20 protein-coding genes are annotated in these 25429 nt (G+C 47.2%); 9 read left to right on the forward strand and 11 right to left on the reverse strand.

Going from position 1 to position 25429, the window contains the following annotated elements; all coding sequences use genetic code 11:
* Nucleotides 1–10: 10 nt before the first annotated feature.
* Nucleotides 11–1684, reverse strand: coding sequence for a phenylacetic acid degradation protein PaaN (gene paaN / locus GXP69_RS11715; protein ID WP_163915266.1), 1674 nt, complete (start codon nt 1682–1684; stop codon nt 11–13).
* A gap of 183 nt (nt 1685–1867) precedes the next feature.
* Between paaN and GXP69_RS11720 the strand changes: the two genes are divergently transcribed.
* Nucleotides 1868–5659, forward strand: a complete 3792-nt coding sequence (locus tag GXP69_RS11720) for a S8 family serine peptidase (RefSeq protein ID WP_163915267.1) — start codon at nt 1868–1870, stop codon at nt 5657–5659.
* Between the two features lie 83 nt (nt 5660–5742).
* On the opposite strand, the gene GXP69_RS11725 is transcribed toward GXP69_RS11720, so the two are convergent.
* Complete coding sequence (locus GXP69_RS11725) at nt 5743–8022, reverse strand: aconitate hydratase (RefSeq protein WP_163915268.1); 2280 nt, start codon at nt 8020–8022, stop codon at nt 5743–5745.
* Nucleotides 8023–8193: 171 nt separating this feature from the next.
* Between GXP69_RS11725 and GXP69_RS11730 the strand changes: the two genes are divergently transcribed.
* Nucleotides 8194–9471, forward strand: coding sequence for a peroxiredoxin family protein (locus tag GXP69_RS11730; RefSeq protein ID WP_163915269.1), 1278 nt, complete (start codon nt 8194–8196; stop codon nt 9469–9471).
* Between the two features lie 274 nt (nt 9472–9745).
* Here the strand turns inward: GXP69_RS11730 and GXP69_RS11735 are convergent, their stop codons facing one another.
* On the reverse strand, nt 9746–10372 hold the full coding sequence (locus tag GXP69_RS11735) for a class I SAM-dependent methyltransferase (protein ID WP_163915270.1): 627 nt from the start codon (nt 10370–10372) through the stop codon (nt 9746–9748).
* A gap of 329 nt (nt 10373–10701) precedes the next feature.
* Nucleotides 10702–11679, reverse strand: coding sequence for a polyprenyl synthetase family protein (locus GXP69_RS11740; protein ID WP_163915271.1), 978 nt, complete (start codon nt 11677–11679; stop codon nt 10702–10704).
* Nucleotides 11680–11985: 306 nt separating this feature from the next.
* Between GXP69_RS11740 and GXP69_RS11745 the strand changes: the two genes are divergently transcribed.
* Both GXP69_RS11745 and folK read left to right on the forward strand, forming a co-directional pair.
* Nucleotides 11986–12843, forward strand: coding sequence for an alpha/beta hydrolase family protein (locus GXP69_RS11745; RefSeq protein WP_163915272.1), 858 nt, complete (start codon nt 11986–11988; stop codon nt 12841–12843).
* A complete protein-coding gene (folK, locus tag GXP69_RS11750) occupies nt 12836–13336 on the forward strand; it encodes a 2-amino-4-hydroxy-6-hydroxymethyldihydropteridine diphosphokinase (protein WP_163915273.1) in 501 nt (166 codons plus the stop codon). The genes GXP69_RS11745 and folK overlap by 8 nt, the downstream gene beginning before the upstream one ends.
* 5 nt (nt 13337–13341) lie before the next feature.
* On the opposite strand, the gene GXP69_RS11755 is transcribed toward folK, so the two are convergent.
* The 4 genes from GXP69_RS11755 to arsC all read right to left on the reverse strand — a co-directional run bounded on the left by GXP69_RS11755 (nt 13342) and on the right by arsC (nt 16710).
* A complete protein-coding gene (locus GXP69_RS11755) occupies nt 13342–13770 on the reverse strand; it encodes a hypothetical protein (RefSeq protein ID WP_163915274.1) in 429 nt (142 codons plus the stop codon).
* A gap of 49 nt (nt 13771–13819) precedes the next feature.
* Nucleotides 13820–14614: an alpha/beta fold hydrolase gene (locus tag GXP69_RS11760; protein ID WP_163915275.1), complete on the reverse strand. Its 795-nt coding sequence runs from the start codon at nt 14612–14614 to the stop codon at nt 13820–13822.
* A gap of 189 nt (nt 14615–14803) precedes the next feature.
* A complete protein-coding gene (locus GXP69_RS11765; protein ID WP_163915276.1) occupies nt 14804–15580 on the reverse strand; it encodes a TIGR02757 family protein in 777 nt (258 codons plus the stop codon).
* A gap of 788 nt (nt 15581–16368) precedes the next feature.
* Nucleotides 16369–16710: an arsenate reductase (glutaredoxin) gene (gene arsC, locus GXP69_RS11770; protein ID WP_163915277.1), complete on the reverse strand. Its 342-nt coding sequence runs from the start codon at nt 16708–16710 to the stop codon at nt 16369–16371.
* Nucleotides 16711–16821: 111 nt separating this feature from the next.
* Between arsC and GXP69_RS11775 the strand changes: the two genes are divergently transcribed.
* On the forward strand, nt 16822–17643 hold the full coding sequence (locus GXP69_RS11775) for an FRG domain-containing protein (RefSeq protein ID WP_163915278.1): 822 nt from the start codon (nt 16822–16824) through the stop codon (nt 17641–17643).
* A 157-nt stretch (nt 17644–17800) separates the two neighbouring features.
* Entirely contained in the window at nt 17801–18745 is a 945-nt protein-coding gene (locus GXP69_RS11780) for a hypothetical protein (protein WP_163915279.1), read from the forward strand.
* A gap of 198 nt (nt 18746–18943) precedes the next feature.
* Here GXP69_RS11780 and GXP69_RS11785 read toward each other — a convergent pair whose 3' ends face one another.
* A complete protein-coding gene (locus GXP69_RS11785; RefSeq protein WP_163915280.1) occupies nt 18944–20320 on the reverse strand; it encodes an alpha/beta hydrolase family protein in 1377 nt (458 codons plus the stop codon).
* A 254-nt stretch (nt 20321–20574) separates the two neighbouring features.
* Between GXP69_RS11785 and GXP69_RS11790 the strand changes: the two genes are divergently transcribed.
* Both GXP69_RS11790 and GXP69_RS11795 read left to right on the forward strand, forming a co-directional pair.
* Nucleotides 20575–21468 (forward strand): transglutaminase domain-containing protein, encoded by an 894-nt coding sequence (locus tag GXP69_RS11790; protein WP_163915281.1) that lies wholly within the window; start codon nt 20575–20577, stop codon nt 21466–21468.
* Between the two features lie 116 nt (nt 21469–21584).
* Nucleotides 21585–22751 (forward strand): sigma-54-dependent transcriptional regulator, encoded by a 1167-nt coding sequence (locus GXP69_RS11795; RefSeq protein ID WP_163915282.1) that lies wholly within the window; start codon nt 21585–21587, stop codon nt 22749–22751.
* 64 nt (nt 22752–22815) lie between these two features.
* Here GXP69_RS11795 and GXP69_RS11800 read toward each other — a convergent pair whose 3' ends face one another.
* Together GXP69_RS11800 and GXP69_RS11805 are read right to left on the reverse strand one after the other, a co-directional pair.
* On the reverse strand, nt 22816–23754 hold the full coding sequence (locus tag GXP69_RS11800; RefSeq protein WP_235925687.1) for a zinc-dependent peptidase: 939 nt from the start codon (nt 23752–23754) through the stop codon (nt 22816–22818).
* A complete protein-coding gene (locus GXP69_RS11805; protein WP_163915284.1) occupies nt 23747–24739 on the reverse strand; it encodes an acyl-CoA synthetase family protein in 993 nt (330 codons plus the stop codon). Before GXP69_RS11805 ends, GXP69_RS11800 begins: the two co-directional genes overlap by 8 nt.
* Before the next feature lie 76 nt (nt 24740–24815).
* On the opposite strand from GXP69_RS11805, the gene GXP69_RS11810 reads away from it, so the two are divergent.
* Nucleotides 24816–25385, forward strand: a complete 570-nt coding sequence (locus GXP69_RS11810; RefSeq protein ID WP_235925688.1) for a hypothetical protein — start codon at nt 24816–24818, stop codon at nt 25383–25385.
* The last annotated feature ends 44 nt before the right edge of the window (nt 25386–25429 follow it).

Consider the following 25429-nt stretch of genomic DNA (forward strand, 5'->3'; position numbering starts at 1 on the left):
TTTCGCTTAATTAGCCAACTACAGGCTCTCTGAAACCAACCCATGTAAACCGCTTGATCACAAACTCAGGGTTTGTAAAAGAGGCGTTACCAGCCGGGTTACCGCCCGATACGTGGAAATCTGAGAAGCTCGCATTCTGGTTCACAAAAATACCGCCTGTCAGGTTAAAGCTTACCGGAGTGCCGGCCAAAGCCATTTCATCCATTATCTTTTCCTTCACTTCCGGGTCGGTGGTATAAGCGCCGCACGAAATAGCACCATGCTCGCGTGCCATGCTGCTCGCCAGTTCAATGCTCTGGTCTGTATCTTTCGTTTTAATGATCAGCATGATCGGACCGAACAGCTCGCGGCTGTAGGCTTCTTTGTTAGCAGCATCTACTTCGTAGATCACCGGTGAGCAGGTACGGGCATTTGCAAACATCGGGTTACTGAAATCGCAGGTAGTAAGTACTGGTTTACCACCTATAGTGTCAGCCTCCTTCACTCTTGCTGATGTAGCAGGGTTCTGGATCGCACCCAGAATATGCGGGCCGGCTTTCGGGTTATTTACCAGGCCGGTTATAGCATCAGCCAGTTTTTTCACTACATCCTCGTATGGCAGGGTTTCGCCACCAGCCTTAATTCCATTCTCAGGGATGAAGAAGTTTTGCGGCGCCGTGCACATCTGGCCGGAGTATAAGCTTACCGAAAATGCCAGGTTCTGCGCCACTTTGTCCAGATCATCTACAGAATCAAGGATAATAGAGTTTACACCAGCTTTCTCAGTAAACACCGTTTTGCCCTGCAGGCTTTCGATATAGTTACCAAACTCGGTGCCACCGGTATAGTCTATCAGTTTCACTTTCGGGTTTTCAGCCAGTTCTTTCGCGATCAGGCGTTCTTCGGAGTCTACAGCCAGCTGGCAGATGTTTGGGTTCAGGCCGTTTTCCTGCAACACTTTCTGTACTTCGGCTACAACTATAGCAATTGGCAGTATGGCTTTAGGATGCGGTTTAATGATAACCGGGTTACCTGTAACCAGGCTGGCATACATGCCCGGTACTGAGTTCCAGGTCGGGAAAGTGGAGCAACCAATAACCAACGCAACACCTTTCGGTACGGCTTTCCAGGTTTTGTTCAGTTTCAGGTTATACTTGCCCATCGGCTTTTCCCAGTCAGTGCTCTCCGGGAAACGGGTCTGCTCTTCGTAACCGGCTGCAATGGCTTCCAGTGCACGGTCGGCAGCATGCGGGCCCGAGGCCTGGAACGACATCATGTAGGCCTGGCCTGTGGTGTGCATAGTGGCATAGGCGATCTCGAAAAAGCGGGTGCGCATGCGCTCCAGTGTTTCCATCAGCAGGGCTGCACGGTTAGCCGGCGACACTTTACGCCACTGGTGAAACGCTTCCTCAGCACGCGAAACCAATGTCTCTGGTGAGAAGAATGGGTAGCTGATACCTAATGCTTTTTGTTCGTAAGGCGACTCCTCCTGCCCTGTCCAGCTTTCCGGGTTTTCCTGCAGCAGTTCTTCGAACTTATTATTCAGATGTTTTGTGTAGCTTTCGCGACCTTCCTTATCTGCATTTTCTCCATAAACTTCAGGAGATGGGTTCTCCGGGAAGTGCGTGAAGAAAGTACGCTCATGTAGCGCACGTACTGCAGTATCGAGGGTTGGTTTGTGTTTGTCTGCTAAATGAGTAGCCATAGTTTTTTAGTTATACTTATTTAATGGTTTGTACAATCGGGGTGTGGTAAGTTACGTAAAAAAAAGTAAACGATTGGTTGTAATACGGTAAATCAGCTTATATTTAACAAGCATTTTATTACATTTCCTTGCGCTGGTTTATATGCCGGCTGTTGTCCCTTTAATAATTAAAATTTGATATAAATGTTTACTCTTCTGATGGCAGCTTACCGGTTTTGCTGGTGCCTGCTGGCTTTATCCACACTAGCTGTGTTGCCTGCACTCGCGCAACAGACTGGCTTTGGCGCGCAAACTCAGCCTCATACTATAGTTTACAAACTTAAAACCGGTCAGCTTAACAATGCCCGTACTGCCGCCGTACCTGGTTTGCAACAGGCTCTTAAACAGATCGGTGCGAAAGATGTTCATCAGAAGTTCCCCCAAATGCAGGCTGCAGCTAATGCACGCCGCGCCCTCCACACTGATATTTCCCGCATTTACCAGGCAAACTATAGTTCAGAGCTCAGTTTTGAACAGGTAAAACGTGCTTTGCTCTCTACCGGCCAGGTAGCATATGTAGAGCCTGTTTACCTGCGCGAGCCTTTCCATGCTGTTTCCGACCCGCACGCCGACTCCACTAAAACAACGGCATATTACCTGAAATTGATACAGGCTTACGAAGCATGGAACGTAACACACGGCGATACCAACGTCGTGATCGGTATCATTGACACGGGTTTCAGGATAGATCACCTGGACCTTAAAAATAACATCAAATACAATTATAACGACCCGATAGATGGCATTGACAACGACGGCGACGGTTATATAGACAACTTTGCCGGCTGGGATTTTGCTGATAAAGATAACAATGTACAACCTGCTCCTCGCTGGGGGGGCCATGGTATGGGCGTAGCTGGCGTAGCCGGAGCAACCCCTAATAATGGCATAGGTGTAGCCGGCGTTGGATATAAAACGAAGATCCTGCCTATAAAAGTATTTTCGTCGAGTGCAGATGGTACCTTTGGCGGTGGCTACGAAGCTATCATTTATGCCATAGATAAAGGCTGCAAGATCATTAACCTATCGTGGGGCGGCGAGGTTTACTCGCAATACGAGCAGGACATTATCAACTATGCCGTGCTGGACAGGGATGCCGTGATTGTATCGGCAGCAGGAAATTCAAAAAAACAGGCTAACCTTTACCCGGCCTCTTATGCCAATGTGCTCTCAGTGGGCGGTTCAGACAAGAACGATAACAAGTACAAAGACTATACCTGGGGTTACCACATCGACCTGCTCGCGCCAAGCTTCGATATTTACTCTACGTCCATTGCCAACACCAACTCTTACGGATACAACTGGGGAAGCTCTTTTGCATCGCCAATGGTGGCAGCTGCTGCTGCATTGGTAAGAGCACAATACCCGCACCTGAATGCCCAGCAGGTTATGGAGCGCGTCCGGGTTACAACCGACAAGGTAAGTCACATACCAGCTAACCAGCCATTCGAGGGAATGATCGGAAGCGGCAGACTGAACATAAAAAAAGCACTGAAGCAAACTAAACTGAAAGCAGCCCGCTGTACGTCTTTCGCAGTTACCGGCAACCGTTCGGCCCAATCCGGCAGTACGGTCAGTTTCCAGGCCAGTTTTCTGAACGTGCTCGATCCGGTAACTAATCTGCAGGTAAAGCTTAGCACTACTTCACCGCATATCAGTATTGAAAATCCGGCTCTGGTGCTGGGCAGCATGGGAACGATGGCCACTGCCAACAATCACCAGTCTCCTTTCCAGGTAACTATAGCTCCGGACATGCCATTTAACACCACGATAGCTTTCCGGCTTGATTTTACAGATGGCACTTACGCTGATTACCAGTATTTTGAGCTTGTAGTAAATCCGGACTTTCATACCCTGGATGCGAATAACCTACGCCTGACAGTAAACAGCAAAGGTAACCTGGGATATAACGGGCTAAACCTGTCTCAGGGTGTGGGCATGCAGTATAAAGGCAGTAGCTCTATGCTGTTTGAGGGCGGTTTAATGATCGGGGTATCTCCGGAGCGGGTATCAGATAACCTGCGTAATGCCAACTGGAAGAATGACGGTGATTTCACTCCTGTTGTTCCGGCACGTATCCATTACAACAGTACAGCTGCCACTCAGGAAATACGCGGCCTGATGCAAGATACCTACCCTTCCACCAATACCGTTGGCGTTGAGGTAAAACACCGTTCGCTGGCCTGGAATACAGAGACCCATCAGGATTACATCATCCAGGAATTCACGGTAAAGAACCTGACTGCTGATACACTAAAAAATGTTGCAACCGGCCTGTTTGCCGACTGGGACATTGGGGTATACTACCAGAACGCAGCCGACTGGGATGCTACCCGCAATTTAGGTTATGTGTACAACACAGTTGGCGCTTACCCTTTGGCAGGTATTAAACTCCTTACCCCTCAGGAGCCGACCTATTATGCCATTGATAACATGGGTGAAGCCGGAAGTATAGCTGTGGATGATGGCTTTACCAATGCCGAAAAGTATAACCTAATGGCGAATGGGGTGTCCCGTACCAAAGCAAACGGTTTCGGAAACGGCAACAACGTATCGCATGTGGTTGGTGGCAAGTTAGCCAAACTTGCCCCCGGCGAATCCAGAGTGGTATCGTTTGCTATAGTTGCCGGCGATAACCTGGAAGCACTACAACAACATGCCGACGCCGCGCAGCAGAAGTATATGCAGATAAAAAGCGGCCCTGCTCCTGTTGCGGTAGAAGAGATCGTATGCAAGGGCAGCAACTATACCTGGGAGCCAGAGGGAGGAAAGAACTATAGGTTTTATGCGGATGAGGAGAAAAAGAAGTTTTTAGGCAGTGGCGCATCCTACACACTGGAGAACATTACAGCAGACGCAACCATTTACGCGACCAACGCCGACTCAGTGTTTGAGAGCCGTGTAGTTTCCGCCCGTTTGGTGTTGCCAGCTGCTCCAACCTTAGATTTCTCGTATGACCAGCAGAAAATATATGCTGGCTTCCCGGTAACATTTACAAACCAGAGCACAGGCGGGCATAACTTAGTCTGGTCCGCTTTGGATACAGAAATTAGAAACGAAGAATTCATTACGCTTACTTTCCCGAGCCCTGGCACCTACTCTGTAAGCATAACTGCATCTGATAACTATAGCTGCACCACTTATACCTTTACCAAGCAGATCAAGGTTCTGGAGGCATTAGCAGGTCCGGCGCCGGTACCTTTTGCTCAAACAATATGCCCCGGCAGAAGTATCACCTGGGCTCCTGAAGGAGGTAGTAGGTTCCATTTTTATGCAGACAGCCAAAAGGAAAAGCTTATAGGTTCAGGCAACTCCTATACCTTTACTTCTGTAACTGAGTCAACCACTATTTACGCTGCTAATGCTGACTCTGTGATCGAGAGCAGCCTTTCTTCTGCTACCATCACCCTATTCCCGGTGCCAACTATAGATTTCGTTTTTGAGGCAGATAAAATCTACCCTGGTACTCCGGTTACTTTTGTTAGTGTATCGAAGGATGCCCTGAACCTTGCCTGGACCTTTGAGAATGCGTCGTTGAATGAATATCACGGTGAGCGATCAACAGTTAGCTTCCCTGCTCCGGGTGTTTACAGAGTAACCTTATCTGCAGATGGTCTTAACGGTTGTACTGATATTTCCATAACTAAACAGGTGAATGTGCTTGCGCTTACCCCAGATGTAATAGAGAAAGGGATAACCTTGTACCCTAACCCTGCTGATGATGTGATCAATTTAGACCTGCTGCCCGATGGCACCGAAGGCAAGTTCCCTGAAATATTTATGACGGATATGACAGGAAGAAAAATAAAACCAATCGTCCGGTTTACGAGCAATATAAGCGCTGTTATTAATTTAGAGCAAATCCCGGCCGGTATTTATCAGGCACATATAAAATACAGCAACGCTTACGTTTTAAGGCGTATTGTTGTGCTATAGTTTATAGTTTGCCTCAGAAATGCTGCAAAAGAAAAAGGCCTCACCATTTGGTGAGGCCTTTTGTTTATAGCAAGCAGCTTTACTTACGCGTTAGCGTTCTGCTTCTGCTGCAAACGGATCAGGTTAAGCGCTGAGCCAGCTTTAAACCACTCGATCTGACCTTCGTTGTAGGTATGGTTAACCATGAAAGTATCTTTAGTGCCATCGCTGTGGTTCAACACTACTTTCAGTGGCTGACCTGGCGTAAAGTTCTCCAGACCCAGGATATCAATCATATCGTTCTCTTCGATCAGGTCGTAATCTGCCTTGTCGGCAAATGTAAGTGCCAGCATGCCCTGCTTTTTCAGGTTGGTTTCGTGGATACGCGCGAAAGATTTCACGATAACCGCACGAACACCCAGGTGACGTGGCTCCATGGCAGCGTGCTCACGAGATGAACCTTCGCCATAGTTCTCGTCACCAACAACTACAGTACCGATACCAGCAGCTTTGTACGTACGGGCAGTAGCTGGAACCGCATCGTAACCACGGGTCATGTCGTTGTATACTTTGTTGGCTTCACCGTTAAATGCGTTGATCGCACCAATCAGCATGTTGTTCGAGATGTTATCCAGGTGACCACGGTACTTCAACCACGGACCTGCCATTGATATGTGGTCAGTTGTACACTTACCTTGTGCTTTGATCAGCAGCTTCAGACCTTTCAGGTCGGTGCCTTCCCAAGGCTTAAAGCCTTCCAGTAACTGTAGACGATCAGACTGTGGATTAACGGCTACATCAACCTGGCTGCCATCTTCAGCTGGCGCAACATAGCCTGCATCTTCAACAGCAAAACCATTCACCGGAAGCTCAATACCTTTTGGCTCGTCCAGTTTTACCTGCTGCCCATCTTTGGTAGTTAAAGTATCGGTAAGCGGGTTAAATGTCAGGTCACCGGCAATAGCAAACGCTGTTACAATCTCTGGCGAAGCCACGAACGCGTGTGTGTTCGGGTTACCATCGTTACGCTTGGCAAAGTTACGGTTGAATGACGTGATGATAGAGTTCTTACGGGTTGGATCGTCGGTGTGACGAGCCCACTGGCCGATGCACGGGCCGCAGGCGTTAGCAAGAACAACACCACCCATTTGTGCGAATGTATCTAACAAACCATCACGGGCAGTTGTGTAACGTACCATTTCAGAGCCCGGCGTAATAGTAAACTCAGCCTGTGCAACCAGGTTTTTCTCTACCGCCTGTGCAGCAACGGAAGCGGCACGTGTAAGGTCTTCGTAAGATGAGTTGGTGCACGATCCGATCAGACCTACTTCCAGTTTAGCTGGCCAGCCGTGCTCTTTTACTACAGCACCAAACTGAGAAATTGGCCAGGCTGCATCCGGCGTGAACGGGCCGTTTACGTGTGGTTCCAATGTGTTCAGGTCGATCTCGATCAGTTGATCATAGAAAGCACCCGGGTTAGCGTATACTTCATCATCAGCGCGCAGGTGCTCAGCAACTGCATCAGCCATCTCTACAATCTCTTCGCGGTTTGTAGCGTTCAGGTACGCACGCATGCTGTTATCGTAAGCAAATACCGAAGTAGTTGCACCAATCTCAGCACCCATGTTACAGATAGTACCTTTACCAGTACAAGACATAGACTCAGCACCTTCGCCGAAATACTCAACAATAGCACCGGTACCGCCCTTTACTGTAAGAATGCCAGCCACTTTCAGGATAACATCTTTTGGCGATGTCCAGCCGCTCATTTTGCCGGTCAGTTTCACACCGATCACTTTCGGGAACTTCAGCTCCCAGGCCATACCGGCCATTACGTCTACGGCATCAGCACCACCAACACCAATCGCGATCATACCCAGACCACCGGCATTAGGCGTATGCGAGTCAGTACCGATCATCATACCACCCGGGAATGCATAGTTTTCAAGCACTACCTGGTGAATGATACCTGCGCCCGGCTTCCAGAAACCGATACCATATTTGTTTGATACCGAGGCCAGGAAATCGTATACTTCTTTGTTTTCAGAATATGCGTCTTTCAGATCTGCGTCTGCGCCAACGCGGGCCTGGATCAGGTGGTCGCAGTGCACTGTAGACGGAACTGCCACAGTTGGTTTACCAGCCTGCATGAACTGAAGCAAGGCCATCTGCGCGGTAGCATCCTGCATTGCAACTCTGTCCGGGGCGAAATCAACGTAAGATTTTCCGCGCTCATATGCCTGCGATGCGTTCCCATTGTATAGGTGTGCGTACAGGATTTTCTCCGTCAGCGTCAGCGGTCTGCCAACTGTATTGCGGGCAGCGTTAATGCGCTCACCCATACCGGCATAAACTGCCTTGATCATTCCTAAATCAAATGCCATAGTTTTGCTATTGTTAATGTATAAAATGCTTCTTTTCCGAAGTACACAAATGTACGAAATCTGAAGGCTATTCAGCAACATTAGCCCGAATGAATATAACCTTTAGTTAATAAACAAGTTGCGGAAACTTCTTGTTTGGCATTTACAGATTCCATCACGTATTTTTACCCCATGAAACGTACCTATTCTAATACTTCTGCAAGGCTGATTTTGTTATTTGCCCTGCTGCTAACATTCGGGGTTAGCTCCTGCCAGCAAGATAAAACAGACGCTGCTACACAAACTATAAAACCAGGCACCTGGCGCGTTAGCTTAAAGCACGCCGGCAATGTAGAAATTCCCTTTATAATGGAAGCAGAAGAGCGCAACGACAGCACCCTGCTTTACCTTGTGAACGGAGAAGAACGCATTCTGGTAGACGAAATTTCGACTGTTGGCGATTCTGTAAAAATAAGACTCCACATTTTTGACGCCGACCTGATCGCTAAAGTGGACGATGGTAAAATGGCAGGCCGCTTTGTTCGAAACGACCTTTCCTATCCTTATTCAGTGCCTTTTACAGCTGAGCACGGCAACACTAACCGTTTTAAAGCCAGCCCTGCTGCTGCAAACTATAATTACGATGGCAAATGGGAAGTAGTGTTTACCGACACAACCGGCAACAGCTATAAAGCTATGGGTGTGTTTGAGCAGGATGGCAACAACCTGACAGGTACTTTCCTGACCGAGACCGGAGACTACCGTTACCTTGATGGACAAGTAGATGGCGACAAGCTGAACCTGTCGACGTTTGATGGCAACCATGCTTACCTGTTTACTGCCTCACCAACCGACGAGAATAACCTGAAAGGCGACTTTTACTCGGGCATGAACTATACCGAAACCTGGACTGCTAAACGTAACGCCAACGCCCAGCTGGCCGATGCCAACAAGCTCACTTTCCTGAAGCCGGGTTACGAAAAGCTAGAGTTCTCTTTCCCTAATATAGATGGCAATGGCAACATCTCGCTTAATGACGATAAGTATAAAGGTAAAGTGGTGATCGTGCAGCTGGTTGGCTCGTGGTGCCCTAACTGCATGGACGAAACCAAATTCCTGGCCCCATATTATGACAATAACAAAGACCGCGGCCTGGAGATTATTGGTTTAGGTTTTGAGCGCAGCCCTGAGTTTGAGAAAGCAGCCCCACGCCTGCAGAAAATGAAAGAGCGCCTGAACGTAAACTATGACCTGGTAGTAGCCGGCACATCTGATAAAGAAGCGGCTGCCAAAGCACTCCCGGCTCTTAACCATGTACTCTCCTTCCCTACTACCATTTACATCGGTCGCGATGGAAAAGTACGCAAAATACACACCGGCTTCTCAGGCCCTGGCACCGGAAAGTATTACGAAGACTGGCTGGCTGATTTTAACAAGACCATGGACGAGTTGCTGGCGGAAAAGATCTAATTGCTGGTTGTTGATTGCTGATTGTTAAATCAGTATAAAGTATAAATGGAAAGGCCGTTACTGTTATAGTAACGGCCTTTCTTGTTTTACCTCCTCTGCCCTCTCCTAAAAACAGTAGCGTCTTTTATTTGTTGTTTCTGCAGCACTTTTCGCTGGCGCGGATCTGTGATCCGTGACTTGTCTATAGTGTTGGATTTGTAATCCAACGGGTCCAGAGGCCCAGACTATAGTTCGACACGAGCGTGGACGCTCGCGCCATAGTTTCTTATTAAAACTATAGTTCTGGCTTCCTCAATCTGACTAACCTGAACGTACCATTTAATGTTGCTGGCTCATTCAGTTCTATAGTTAGTGACGTATGGCTAACTATAGCTCCGATGCTGCGGTTTATGTCGGAGAACAGCGTACCAGCAATCTGGTTAAAGAATCTGCGAACTATAGTTGGCTGTTGTCCGTCGGGCAGAAATTTATCAAACACCATGACCGTTCCGCCTGGCTTTAGCACACGTTCTACTTCTTTAATGCAGGCAACCGGGTCAGGGATTACGGCAAGTATCAAATGCGCAACTATAGCATCGAAACTGTTATCTGCAAAATCCAACTGCTGGCCATTCATAACACGGGCATTAACCGGAATGTGTAACTTCTCAGCCCGTTCCTGCAATTTAGCAATCATGCCGGGTGTAATGTCGATGGCCGTCAGATTGGTGTAGCCTTTCAGGTAAGGCAGGTCCAGGCCGGTGCCGGCGCCAAGTAACAGAATAGCATCGCCGGGTTTTGCATTCAGCAGTTCTACAGAGCGTTTCCTGTATTTCCGGAAGATGCGGTCTGCAATCAGGTCGTAGACGGGCAAATACAAGGTGTACCGCAGGCGGTTCCAGGTATTGGTATTCAAACTCATTTTTTCATAGGTTTATTTTGCACACACAAAACTACCTACTTCGCTCCTGCGCAACCTTATAGTTTTACAGCTATAGTTTACAGATTTCCAGGACCAGTGATTAATGGGGATTAGACTGATTTTATAAGATTTTTCTTTGTGAGTTTTGATTGATTATCTGATGGCTTGATTCACAACATAAAATCCTGTCAATCCATTAGTCCTCTAAATCTTGATTCAGACGAAAAATACGCAATAAAAAAGACACAACGTATTGCGCCTCTACATTCGGCAAATCCTAAAATCTCTATTATTCCGGGTTCAGACAATTAACAACCAGCAATCAACAATTACTTCTCCCGCTCTATGGTATAGGCAATGAGCTGCTCAAGTGAGCGACGGGATGGGTTGTCCGGGAAAGTGTTCAGAATTGCGAGCGCTTCAGCGTGGTAGCGGTTCATTACTTCAATGGTGTACTCTATGCCGCCGGATTGCTTAACAAAGTCTATTACCTGCTGCACGCGCTTGTTGTCGCCATTGTTGTTTTTAACGTTATAAATCACACGGCGTTTGGTCAGCCAGTCTGCGTTGCGCAGGGCATGAATCAGCGGCAGGGTCATCTTCTTCTCTTTGATGTCGATGCCTACCGGCTTACCTATCTCAGCAGTTCCATAATCAAACAGGTCGTCCTTTATCTGGAACGCAATACCAACTTTCTCACCAAACAAACGGGCTTTTTCAATATCCTCTTTAGAGGCGCCAGCCGAAGCAGCACCAACTGCACAACAAGAGGCAATCAGCGAAGCAGTTTTCTGACGGATGATCTCAAAGTAAACTGTTTCATCTATGTCGAGGCGGCGGGCTTTTTCAATCTGCAGCAGCTCCCCTTCGCTCATCTCGCGCACCGCGTTTGATACGATCTTGAGCAGTTCGAAGTCGTCGTTGTGCAGGCTCAGGAGCAGGCCTTTCGAGAGCAGGTAGTCGCCAACCAGTACGGCAATTTTGTTCTTCCAGAGCGCATTAACAGAGAAAAAGCCGCGTCTATAGTTGGCATCATCCACCACATCGTCGTGCACCAGCGTGGCCGTGTGCAGCAGCTCAATTAAGGCGGCTCCGCGGTAAGTAGAATCAGCTATAGTTTCGTGGAAGAGTTTGGCAGTGAAGAATACGAACATCGGGCGCATCTGCTTGCCTTTGCGCTTCACGATGTAGCTCATGATGCGGTCCAGCAAAAGCACTTTCGACTTCATGGAAGCTCTGAACTTTTTCTCGAAAAGCTCCATTTCGGCCGCAATCGGCGCTTGTATTTGGTTCAGGCTACTGCTCATAATAATGGGTTTGCAATATTACTGCCTCCTGATATGGTTTCCAAACGTGCTTTGGTTAATTGTTGAATTGTTGAATCGTAAAATTGCCCGCTTACTAAACTATTGGCCCAAAACCGAAATGCATTAGTTCGTTTTCATTACAATAAATGATAGTTTGCATAAAATTAACGATGGTCGTAGTTGCTTTTTGCCGGTAATGGTCAGGCAGATTAGTACAGAGTCAGTGAGTCATTACACAAACAGGCAATCAACAATCCTGAATTAATTACGTTTAACCATCCATTAATACAACCTGAATTTTCCCTTATGTCTGATACGCTTAAAGTAGATTTTATAGTTTACCCGGAACACGGGCGCCCTTTTACCGCTGATGCCGTTTATGTTCCATCCGGCGAGCCAAAACCTGTCGTAATATTTACACACGGCTTTAAAGGATTTAAAGACTGGGGCCATTTTAACCTGCTGGCTAAGTATTTTGCTGAGCAAGGTTTTATGTTCATCAAATTTAACTTTGCCTACAACGGCACAACTATAGAAGACTACTCCGACGTGCACGACCTGGAAGCGTTCGGTAACAACAATTTCTGTTTAGAGTTGGATGACCTGAAAGCGCTGATCGACCTGGTACATAATGTGGAAGAACCTCTGCCCTATAAAGAAATGAACGCGAAGCAGCTTTACCTGATTGGGCATAGCAGAGGGGGCGGCTCTGTTATCTTAAAAGCAGCAGAAGATACCCGCGTAAAGGCTGTAGCAACCTGGGCTGCCGTGAATAAATTTGATCAGCGCTGGGACGAACTTGAAGTTGACAAATGGAAGAATGAAGGCGTGCAGTGGATTACCAATGCTCGTACCGGCCAGAAAATGCCGATGTATTACCAGATCATGGAAAACTACCTGGCTAATAAACAGCGCCTGGAAATTCCGAAAGTGATCAAAGACATGAAGCAGCCTCTGCTTATTCTGCACGGCGAAGAAGACGAAACGTTGCCTGTACTGATGGCCCACGACCTGAAAAGCTGGAAGCCCGATGCCGAAATGCACCTGCTGCCCGGCGCCGACCATTCCTTTGGCGGAAAGCACCCATACGAAGCAAATGAATTACCCGAAGCAGCACGTAGAGCCGCCGATTTGAGCATAGAATTTTTCAGGAAGCATGCCTAAACTATACCTGTTGCTGGGCGGCAATCTCGGCAACCGTACCTTATATTTACAGCAGGCCCGCGAAACTATAGCTACGCAGGTCGGACCTATCGTTCAGGCTTCCGGTATTTACGAGACCGCAGCCTGGGGCAAAACCGACCAGCCCAGTTTCCTGAATCAGGTGCTGGAAGTTGAAACACAGCTTGGCCCTGAACAGGTCCTGCAAACTATAAACCTGATAGAGCATGAGCTGGGTCGCGAGCGCCTTGAGCACTGGGGATCCCGTGTGATAGATATCGACATCCTGTTTTATGATGACTTGGTGCAGCAAACCCAGCGCCTGACTATACCGCACCCGCAATTGCACCTGCGCCGTTTTACATTGCAACCGTTACAGGAAATAGCGCCCAACCTGGTGCACCCTATGCTGCAGCAAACTATAAGCGAGCTGCTAATTCGTTGCCCTGACGATCTGGAAGTAAATCCCTATAGTTATAGTTCGGGTGAACTATAGCATCCCTATAATTGTGCCTGCCCCCTTAGCTTTTCGTAGATCCAGTTCCGGGCAAGGCCTTCATCCTCAAAAACTTCAACTTCAAATAATTGCTCGAGTTGGGGCTGGAGCGTGCTAAACGAATTTTGCCCATAAATGCCATACGACATGATATGGGCAAAATACTTAACACCTAAGGCCTTTGCCTGGGGTGCCCATCGGTGCGCTATCCAATCGGCTCCTGTATCCCAGGGCCCGACAATCTCGTGATTGTTGTTCAGAATAGCATAGCAGGCTTCTTTACGGAGCATGTGCAACAGGTGATTACCGCCCATGATGATGCTCTCCAAAGACTGCCTTCCAATCCAGTTTACATAAATATAGGAGTTATCAGCAAGGCGCCTAGCTTCGAAAAAGATATCACCGTTTGCTTTTCTTAACTCCGTTCTACTCATTTATGTAAGGCCTTTCCTTCTGTAAGTATGCAGCCTTTACAGGCCTTGTTTATACTTTTAAAAATTCTTTGATCGCGGTTATGGTCTCATCAGGGGCGCTCAGGTTCGGGCAATGTCCGACTGCTTCCATTTTAACAAGCCGGCTTCCCGGAATCTGCTGATGTACGTACTGACCCACTACCTCAGGCGCAATTACGTCTTCCGAGCACTGAAGGATTAGTGTGTCGGTTGTTACTTTCTGCAGGTCTGCCCTGTTATCTGAAAGGAATGTGATACGTGCAAAATCCTTGGCGATGTCGATGTTGCTGCTGCAGAAGCTCTTTGCCAGTTCCTGCCCCAGTTCCGGCTTTTCAGGGTTGCCCATAATAACCGGTGCCATTGTGTTCGACCAGTTCAGGTAATCACTTTCCAGCGAGTCGATCAGTCCTTTAATATTCTCTTCGGTAAAGCCACCGGTATAGTTGCCATCATTAACATAACACGGAGAAGGGCCAATCAGAACCAGTTTTGAGAAGCGTTCTGGTTGTTTATTCGCTGCCAGCACACCGATCATAGCGCTCACAGAATGTCCTATAAATATTACATCATGCAGGTCAAGTTCTTCGCAAATTGCCAGCACATCGTCGGCATATGCACTCAGGCTGTGATACTTGCTGATAGAATATGTTGAAGTATCAGATTTGCCGAAGCCAATATGGTCGAACAGGACGATCTTATACTCGTTTTCGAAAGCGGGCGTAATGAAACGCCACATTTTCTGATCGCAACCATAGCCGTGAGCAAAAAGGATAGGTTTTACTCCCTTCCCAAATACATTTACATTGTGTTTCTGAATAGCAGTCATTGATAAATGTTTAATTGAAAATGAAAGAGCGGTTTTAACAAAGGTATACTATATATGAGTATTACCAACAAATTGTATAAAAACTGTAAGGCTACGCTTTTATTATACTGCGATGTATAGCCTGCAAAATTACCGTTTTGATGGTTCTATGCTATAGTTTCAATCGGCCACCATTGCAGCAACTATGGTTTAAAACTTCTCTTCTATGCCAAGTCCGAAAAGTGCATAATCGTATTTTACCGGGTCGGCAGGATCGAAAACGCGCAGGTGCCCGGTTAATTCCTCGGCTGTCTGCCAGTCCATTCCTTTGCGTGTGATCAGGCCCAGCCGGCGTGCTACGCGCTCTACGTGCACATCGCAGGGGCAAACCAGATCGGCAGGTTTCATTTTTTGCCATATTCCGAAATCAACTCCATTTTCATCCTTCCGCACCATCCACCGCAGGTACATATTTATGCGTTTACAAGCCGATTTCCGGGCAGGTGTTGAGATGTGTTTTTTAGTGCGATGTGGTGCCTCTTCCAAGCTAAATACCAGATCATGAAAGTACATTAACCGGTCCTTCTGCGCTGTTATTTCGTTGTGTACACCTGTAAAAGCCGTCTCGAGGCTCTCATGCTGGCTGTAATACCAGTTAAAAAAATGAATCAGGTAAAGTAGGTCAGTGTCGTTGAAAGTGCGGTGTTTAAAGCCGAGCAAACGCTGCAGGTCCTGTTCCTGATGGTGCAGCACAAAATCATGTGGGGCATTATCCATCAGGCTCATTAGTTTCAGGCAGTTGTTAATGATGGTTTTGCGCTGCCCCCAAGCCAGAATAGAAGCAAAAAAGCCGCTTATCTCAATATCCTGCTTTTTAGTAAAAAGGTGCGGAATAGAAACCGGATCGTTAGGAATAAAGTCAGGTTGATTATACTTCTCCACACGGTCGTCGAGCAGGGCTTTAATGGCAGCTAAATCTTGTTTCATGGTTGCGTAGTTAGTTCACTGTGTGAAGATACAAGGTCAGGTTGAATTGGGTTGTAATTTATAGTATGCTTCCGGACCAGTGATTAGAGAGACTTTTGGAGATTATTAGGATTAGGTGGTATGTTATGGTTAGAGTTTTATAGTTAAGATTTGGTCCAATTTACCTCACCCCGGCCCTCTCCTTTTATCTAGGACCCCTACCCCCAAAATAGGAGAGGGAGCTTTTATGCTTTTGCTATAGTTGGAGCTAGAGTTTTATAGCTGGTGTTTGTCATCCCCCTTCCCCCTTCAAAGGGGAACTGTCTTTTCTATAGTTGGAGCTATAGTTCTATAGTTTGCAATTAACCTGCCCCTCCCAAGAGGGGAATTTCGGCTATAGTTGCTTCTTTAGTTTTATAGTTACAGGCCACGAACAGGCAGGCGCAGCCTGACACAAGAAACTATAACCACGGAAAGGCTCGAGCTATAGTTGATCAATTAAACTATAGCTTAGCTATCGATTGATTTCAGTCTTTGGGTTGAGCGCCTTTGACTTGTTGCGGTGGCGCAGCCAACCCGAGGCACGAGGGTAGCAAGAAGGCAACAGCGCGATGCCCGAAGACGGGGCCCCGCGGCCGTGAGCGCACCAAAGCCCGATTGAAACGATAGGTGAGTAGAGCTCCCAGGATAAAAGGTTGAAATGAAACGAACTGCTTGTAGCAAATGGCAACTATAGTTTGCTACGGGACATATAAGATGTCTCGACTAACGCTCAGGATAACAAAAGAGAAACTATAGGTTACGCTTAACTATAGCAGTTCCAACACATTCTCCGGTGGACGCCCGATAACGGCTTTATCACCTTTTACTACAATTGGCCTTTCTATCAGTACAGGATTTTCAACCATTGCCTGAATCCAGTCCGCATCACTCAAGTTCTTACCGGCATACAGCTCCTTATACACGGCTTCGCCCTTGCGCACAAGTTGTTCGGGTTTCATTCCTAACTTGTTCAGCACCTCGCGCAGCTCATCAGCGGTAGGAGTCTGCTTCAGGTACTCCACCACTTCTACTTCCTGGTTATGGCTCTGGAGCAGTTCCAGCGTCTGGCGGCTTTTGCTGCAGCGGTTGTTATGGTAAATTCTGATCATCGCTATCTGGATTGTTCACTGTAAAAATAGAAAATTCCGTTATCTTACCCATAGCATCTAACCTGAAACCCGGGTACATTATTTCAGTAAGAAACTTCAAACACCAACTTTATGACGCACGCTGGTACTGACATTACTGTAACCTCATGGCTCGAGCTGCAGGCTGCCCTCTTCGACCACAGCTGGGACCCCCAGCTTGGCCGTTTTCGTTCGTCTTATGTATACCGGGGCAGCTGGAACAAATCTTACGACCTGAGCACCAGCATCACACGCCTCGGCCCGCAATACGAAAAACTGGAGCCGCATATTCTCCGCAACTTCCGTAAATATGCCCATAGCACTGCTCCCCAGGGCGATACTATTTGGAACTGGCTGGCACTGGCACAACACCACGGCCTGCCAACCCGCCTGCTAGACTGGACTTATTCGCCATACGTTGCCCTGCACTTTGTAACGGACCTACTCGATAAATACGAAGAAGATGGCGCAGTTTGGTGCATGGACTATGTAAAATCGAAGCAGTTCCTGCCTCCTGCCCTGCTGGATGCTGTAAACGATGAAGGAGCCAGCGTATTTACCCCTGAAATTCTTGCGCCCGTTAGCCCGACACTGAAAAAACTTGGCAGTTTTCAGAAAGAGGAGTTTGTGCTTTTCCTGGAGCCGCCATCACTCGACGCCCGCATTATTCAGCAGTATGCTTTATTTTCGATGATGTCTGATGTAAAATCGGAGCTTAGCTCCTGGCTGCAGCAGCATCCGGAACTGTATTTCAGGGTAATCATACCAGCAGAGCTGAAATGGGAAATACGCGACAAACTGGACCAGGCCAATATTACAGAACGTGTACTTTTTCCGGGGCTTGCCGGTTTAAGCAAGTGGCTGAAGCGACATTACACGCATTCTAAATCTGGCCCGGAAGATTCACTAAATTAGTGACGAAAAGTATGGGATGAACATATAAATTCCTTAATTTTAGCTACGATCACACCCTTATTTTTTATTTATGTTTTCCCGCTTACTTGCGGCTGTAGCGCCCGCCAAATCCCGCTTACCCCTTATTCTTAGCTCTACTCTACTTGTTACCAGCTGCATGCAGGAACGAGAAGCCCAACAGGCTGTACAGGTTACAGAGCCGGCCTTACCCCAACCTATAGTTACTCAGGACACAGTAGCTCAAGACAAACTGGATACGACAACTATAGCCCTGCAGCCAGATACCTCCTGGATCTATCCTGGCCCTAGGCCCCTACCGGGTGCCATTCTTCCTGAGAAACGGATATTGGCTTTTTACGGCAACCCGCTCTCTAAACGCATGGGAATTTTAGGTGAATTGCCGCCCGAGCAAATGCTACAAAAGCTTGATGAAGAAGTAGCTAACTGGCAGGCTGCCGACCCTACAATTCCGGTTCAACCTGCACTGCATGCCATTGTGGTTACAGCGCAAGGCCATCCCGGGCGTGGCAGTAAGTACAGACTGCGTATGACGGATAAGATGATTGAAGATGTACTGGAAATGGCAAGGCAGCGCGACGCAATCGTGTTTCTGGATGTGCAGGTAGGCCAGAGCACCCTGCAGGAAGAATTGCCCCGCCTGGTTAAATACCTGCAGTTGCCCAATGTACATTTAGGGATAGATGCCGAATTTGCCATGAAAGAGGGTGGTGTGCCCGGCAAAAGAATCGGCTCCTTTGATGCCGAGGATATTAACTATGCCACCGGTTTACTGGCAGACCTGGTTACGGAACATAGCATTCCGCCAAAGTTGCTGATTGTGCACCGCTTTACCCAACGCATGATCACGAATTCCCATAACATTAAACTGGACCCACGCTACCAGGTAGTAATGCACATGGACGGCTGGGGCGGCCCTGCATTGAAGAAAGATACCTATCGCCGCTACATCAAAAATGAACCGGTGCAGTTTACAGGCTTCAAGATCTTCTATAAAAATGATACCCGAAATGGTCACCGCTTAATGACACCGGAAGAAGTACTGGCACTTACGCCAAAGCCCATGTATATCCAGTATCAGTAGGTTTAATTTTGAATAACAGAATTTTGAATGTGTGAATGATTGGCAACATCTATAGTTGCAGCTATAGTAAGAGCCAGATGCAAAATACTATAGTTCTCCTGGTTTCTACCTGCACTCGAAACTGCAAGGAATATAAAGACCAACTATCACAGAAGGGCAGCTACAACTATAGCTGCCCTTTCTGTTATAAATACATAATTATCTTCCACGCTTGTCTTTCATCCAGGCATCCAGTATATCAACCAGTTCATAATTAAAATTATCAGCCATAAACGTGTCGTAAGTGCCGTCGTTTTGCATGCGGGAGTAAGCTTTCTGGCTACCGGATTTTACAAATGTGTGGTCGGTTGCGGGAATGAACTTGTATTCGGCTTTGCCTGGATGGTAGCTGTTTACAACGTCTGCAATTATTTTGGCACCGTCAGCATCAATGGCCTGCACATCGGCTTCTCCAAACATCGAAAGCACATAGGCATCTGCCTCTTTCCAGGATTTATTCACAGGTACATCGTATAGCTCCTGCAGGTAAGTATAGTGCCTGCCGAAAATGCGTTCATCGCCCTGCCATCCAAAGTAGGTTTGCATGTAGTCTTTGTACTTTTCGTTCTGGGCAAGTAGAGCTGGGGTTTTCTTCTGCACCATAAACTCATACAACAATGGTATCGCTATTTTCTGGTCTTCATCAATCTGCACGTAATCAACACCTATAATTGGGTGCTGCTCGCGGCCCAGCTCTATCATGTATTCCAGCCATGGTTTACCTGTAGCGCCATAAGTCATAATGCCTTTTACTTTGTTATCCATAGCAATAAGCGGTGCTGTAGTTGCTCCCAGCGAGTGGCCGAACAGGAACACGTTATTCTGATCTACAAAATCGTAAGACTTCAGCTTTTTAAGGCCGGCAGCGAAGGCAGCAAGTTCTTCGTTGTAGCCAATGTCCTGGCAGGGTTTGGTGCCCATACTATCGCCCATGCCCGGCTTCTCCATCCTGAATACCGCATACCCTTTCTGAACCAGCCCATCTATCAGGCGGCGCTGCGTGTCGTGCTCCGGCATGTTATCCAGGGAGTAGCAGGTAAATCCTTGTATGAAGAACACAGCTGGAAAAATGCCTTTGCCTTTTGGTTTCTTCATGATGGCGCGGGAATAGCCGTTATTGGCCAAGGCTACTTCATCGTAAATTACTTCTGCCTTTGGGTCAGTTTCATAAGGCATCGGCTTAACTTTTCCCTTTAACTGCGTTTTTTCACCGTTCCGATACAAGTTTATAGTTACGTTCTCACCTACACTAAAGGCCCGGGCAGTGGCTACAACATCCTGTGTACTGGCTATAGTTTTGCCATTTATGCTTATGATCACATCCTGTGGCTGTAGTTTAAGCGCGGCTGCCGTGCTGTTTGGGATTACGGACACAACTATAGCGCCTTTGCCGTCCGGTACTTTTTTAGCCGTAGCCAGCGAGTCTGTTAATGGCGCAACCTGCACGCCCAGAAAAGGCCGGCGCTTCAGATGTTGAGAATGGCCAGGTAACGCATAAAACGTTAGCGTCATGAATAGTAAGATCAGATTCTTCATAGTTATAGTTTAGTATCAGGTATAAAAATATTCTCCCAAAAGTATAAATTTTTACCCTTCACTAAAATTCTCTTTTCTAACTACAAAAAATTGCTTAACTTCAGAAATGAGCAGTTGCTCAATGCTTTCAGAAAAAAAATTACACTTGCCGGGAGTAATAAGGCCCGGAAATTGCGTTAGGAGAATACAAATGAACAGGTGCGTAGTCAACAGGTTTTGAATACTGCATCAACTTTTAGCGAGAGGGGAGATATATGGCGCAGTTCTTACAACCTAAATTGGCAAAAGGGTTTGCCGTACGGTTCATCCAGATCATCATCGTTTTTCCGATGGCGGTGCTACTCAGCTTTTACATTCCGCCTTACAAATCTATGGACTATGAGCTGCACTTCCTGCTCTGGTTTATGGTATCGGCGGCTCTGTCGGTTATAGTTACCCGCATCAGCCCTAAACTTACCGTACTTTCTTTTTTCACCATTATGGGTGTCTTCTTTTACAACAGTAAATTCCCGAACCATACGTTCAGCGACATTTACTCGGAGTATAACGCTGCCCTAGTGAATATGACCAGCAACCCGCATAAGGTATCGTACTTTAAGCCGGTAAAAGGTACCTATTTTCAGCAGGAGCGCGTGAAAAACGCTATGCAGCCTACGCACCCTAAAGTGCGGAACTTCGCCGTAGAAAACTCAACGCGCTACTTCCACGATGAGTATTACCGCAAGTATGGCAAGCTGGTTCGCTATTTTTCCCTGTTCAAGCATATCCGAAGCAACTGGAAATACGTGAACGACCCGGTAAACATGGATTACTATTCACCGCCAGTGGAAAGCATGGAGCTATTAGCCGGCGATTGCGACGATTATGCGATCCTGATGGCGTCATCTATCATGGCGATTGGCGGTGAAGCGCGTGTCGTGATCTCGGAGAGCCATATGTACACCGAAGTGAAAGTTGGCAAATCAGATGATATCGACAACGTGAGCCATGTGGTAAGAACCTTGTTTCCGGATGAAGTGAACAACGGCAAGATCCACTTTCACCAGACTAACGACGAACTATGGATCAACTTCGATTATACAGCACGCCACCCGGGCGGATATTTCCTGGAGCCGGAACTATACAGCGTGATCACATTTAATAAATAAGCACATACTATAAGTATAGCTAAATCAGTTTTATAAACGTACAAGTGCAGCAGCCACCCTTGCCGGTGGCTGTTTTATTATTTAATTTAGCCTGATAACCTAAACTGAATCTACCTATGCCCAAAATTCTGATCATAGATGATGAGCGGGCCATCCGTAGCACCCTGAAGGAAATTCTGGAATTTGAGAGTTATACCGTTGACGAAGCCGAAGACGGTGAGAAGGGGCTGCAGCTTTTTGGCAAATCTAAATACGATGTAGTGCTTTGCGACATTAAAATGCCCGGCATGGATGGCATTGAGGTGTTGGAGAAAGCGATGGAAATTGCGCCGGATGTGCCTTTTATCATGATATCGGCACACGGAACAATTGATACTGCCGTGGAAGCCACCAAAAAAGGCGCCTACGATTTTCTGCAGAAACCACCGGACCTAAACCGCCTGCTGGTAACCGTACGCAACGCCTTGGATAAAGCCACCCTGGTAACCGAAACCAAGATCCTGAAGAAGAAGATCTCAAAGACCTATGAAATGGTTGGAGCTTCGGAAGCACTTGGCCGGGTAAAGCAAGCAATAGAAAAAGTTGCCCCTACTGATGCGCGCGTGCTGATTACCGGACCTAACGGATCGGGCAAGGAACTGGTAGCACGTTCTATACACGAGCACAGCAACCGCGCCCACGGACCTTTGGTGGAAGTAAACTGCGCCGCCATACCAAGTGAACTGATCGAGAGTGAATTGTTTGGCCACGAGAAAGGCTCGTTTACATCGGCAGTGAAGCAGCGCATTGGCAAGTTTGAACAGGCAAATGGCGGTACCTTATTCCTGGATGAGGTGGGTGATATGAGCTTATCGGCGCAGGCCAAAGTGCTTCGGGCCTTACAGGAGCATAGAATTACCCGCGTGGGCGGCGATAAAGACATACAGGTAGATGTGCGCGTAATTGCGGCTACTAACAAAAACCTGCTGGAAGAGATTGAAGCCAGAAACTTCCGTGAGGACTTATACCACCGCCTGGGTGTAATCCTGATTCATGTGCCGCCCCTGAACGAGCGCCGCGAGGATATTCCGGACCTGGTAAGCAAGTTCTTGAACGACATCGCCAACGACTATGGCAACAAGCCTAAAGCTATAGCTGCTGATGCCATGGAGTATTTGCAGGAACTGGATTGGCGAGGCAATGTGCGTGAATTGCGCAACGTAGTAGAGCGCCTAGTAATTATGAGCGGAAGCGAAATTACTTTAGAAGATGCCAGATCTTATGCCCGCCCGGTTGTAGCGTAAGCTATAGTTTATAAACTATAAACCCGCAGATTTGAAGTTGTACAGCTTCTGATCTGCGGGTTTTTTATGCTGCTGACTTTTTAAGCAGGCAACAGTTCTTATACTTTTCGCCGCTGCCGCATGGGCACGCCTCGTTTCGTCCTAATCGCTTGCCATAGGGGTTTAAAAGCTCCCTGAAATTCAGGTTAAACCTCCGCTTTGGGTTCTGATGAAATACCTTAGTAAGCAGTGCATACAACTTAGGGTGATTCTCAGCGAGCTTGTCCGGTTTCTCAAAAAAGTACTCTGTAACTACAGCAAAAAACTCGGCTTCGTTGGTGGCCCCATAAGCATCAATGTCAGACTCTCCGCGCCTGATGCTTTTTATTTTGCTGTACATCAACTCTTTCCACGGCTTCACCAATTCATCAGGCATGTACGCTCCCGGCACGCCATCAATTTCGCCATCAGCCTGGTCTACCATATGGGCAAACTCATGTATTCCTACATTTTTCTTATCAGCCATATCGTTAAAACCACGTTCTAAAGCCGGCTTTGATAAGGTAACATAATGGTCGTTCTGAAACGGATTTACGCGCCCCAGCACTTCGGCAACAGCACCGCTCTTCTCGTCCTTATATTTGTGAATGCTTTCGGGGAAAACCAGAATTTCGCCAAGATTACTATACTCCCAGTCTCTGAACCCGAAAATGGGAATAATAGCGCTGGATGCTACTAACACTTTGGTCAGGTCGTCGATTTGTACGTCGATGCCGGTTATCTTCTTCTCAGCCAGGAAGAGCTGCAACATCTTCTCAAAGCGCTGTTTCTCTTCGTCCGATTTCAACGTGTGGTAAAAGCCTACCCTATCGCTTAATATTTTACGCCACTCCACCGGAAAATCCGTAGCAAGTACCTTTTTCCGTTGCCTGGATTTACGCGTTGCCCAGCGCAGGAAAATGAACAGCGCAACACTTACAAAAACTATAAAAGCCAGATACCCCATGGAAGATGCTTTAAGCAATTAACAAGTTACAACCCCTGATATCCGAATTATCAAAACGGCCCAGTACCTCGAAACCGCCATCCGCGTGCATTTTGCCAATGTCTTTGGTTTCTATAAAAGCACAGGAATCCACATTAGCAAGGTCAATAACATTTATGCCTCCGGAGCGGTGGTGGTTGCCCTTGTCAAACGGATCGTTCAGGTCGCGGAGCAGGATCTGCATGGTTTGGCCAGGGTAAAAGATGCCATTGCCTTTGGAATACCCCTGCGAGAGCAGTTCTGTCATACCATATTCTGAGTGAATGGTTTCTACACCAAAACCTTTTATAAGGTAACTATGCAGCTCTTCACGTATCATTTCGCGGTGGCGCCCTTTCATGCCACCTGTTTCCATAATGGTTACGCCACTAAAATCATGATTGCCCTGCAGCTCTTCAGCCCAATCCAGCAGCGCATAGCTTACGCCTATCAGCAATATTTTTTTGCCGCGCGTTTTAGCCATAGTTATAGTTTGCAAAAGCTGGTCGCGGTTATGCAGGTAAAAACCTTCTTCGTGCTGACCGGTTTGTTGTGTAAAATAATCTACCATTGCCACCAGGCTTGAACCACCCTGCTCCAGGTAAGACGGTAACAGGGCAAGTACGATATATTCCTGCAGCGGGCCGTAAAAGCGCTCGAAAATATGTTTGGTAACCTGGTTATACCATTGCAGGTCGGCCACATAATGTTTGCTGCGGTTTTGCTGTGTAGTTCCGCTGCTCAGGAATGTTACTTCCGGCTCGAAGCTGCCAGTTGCAACCTTTTGCTGTTTAAAGAACTCTATAGGTAAGAAAGGGATTTGTTTTATATCTGTCACCTGGTCGGGGTGGATGTTCAGGTGCTGCAGAAATGAACTATAAACCGGGTTATGCACGGCCTGGTACCTGAAGAGCGACAGCGCCATCCGGGTAAAATCTATAGTTTGCTCAAGTAACTGTTGCCTGTACTGCGCCTTAAAATCCATCAAATAAACTTATAACAAATCCTATATCTAATCGTTTGATTTAGTAAATTTAGCTTCATTTTTTCGATTTCCCCTTATGAACAATATGCTAAAGTACAGCCTTGCCTGCCTCCTGATGCTGCTGGCCTTTACGTCCTGCCGCAAGGAACCGAACTACCCTATAGAGCCTGAAATTGAGTTTAAACGCATAGAGAAGTTTACGCATGAGCCGAACGGTATAAAAACAGATACCCTGACGTTTGTAATTGGTTACAAAGATGGCGATGGCAACCTGGGTCTCAGACCATACGACTCTAGAGCTGGTGCTACAGACCCGGACAGCCAGGCCCCCTTCAACTTTGGCTCTCCCTTCTATAATAACTTCCATCTCAAGTTTTATGAACAGGTTCGTCAGCCCGACGGCAGCCTGACATTCGAGCCATTCAGAGGCGGTTTTGAATTGCAGCAGCGTTTCCCCAGAATTTCGACAGATGAGCGTGTAGAACCGCTGGAAGGTGAGATCAGGTTTAAATATGTAATTACAGCACTTGAAGTTGACCCGGGAACTGTACTCCGGTTCGAGGCCTTTATTTACGACCGCCAATTGCCTGTACCCAACAAAAGCAACGTAGTGGTTTCGGAGCCGGTAACTTTGCTTGTTGAGTAACTATAGAGAACTGAAACTATAACACAAAAAAGGCCCTGCAACTA

The sequence above is a fragment of the Pontibacter burrus genome (assembly GCF_010686685.1).
Taxonomy (GTDB): Bacteria; Bacteroidota; Bacteroidia; order Cytophagales; family Hymenobacteraceae; genus Pontibacter; species Pontibacter burrus.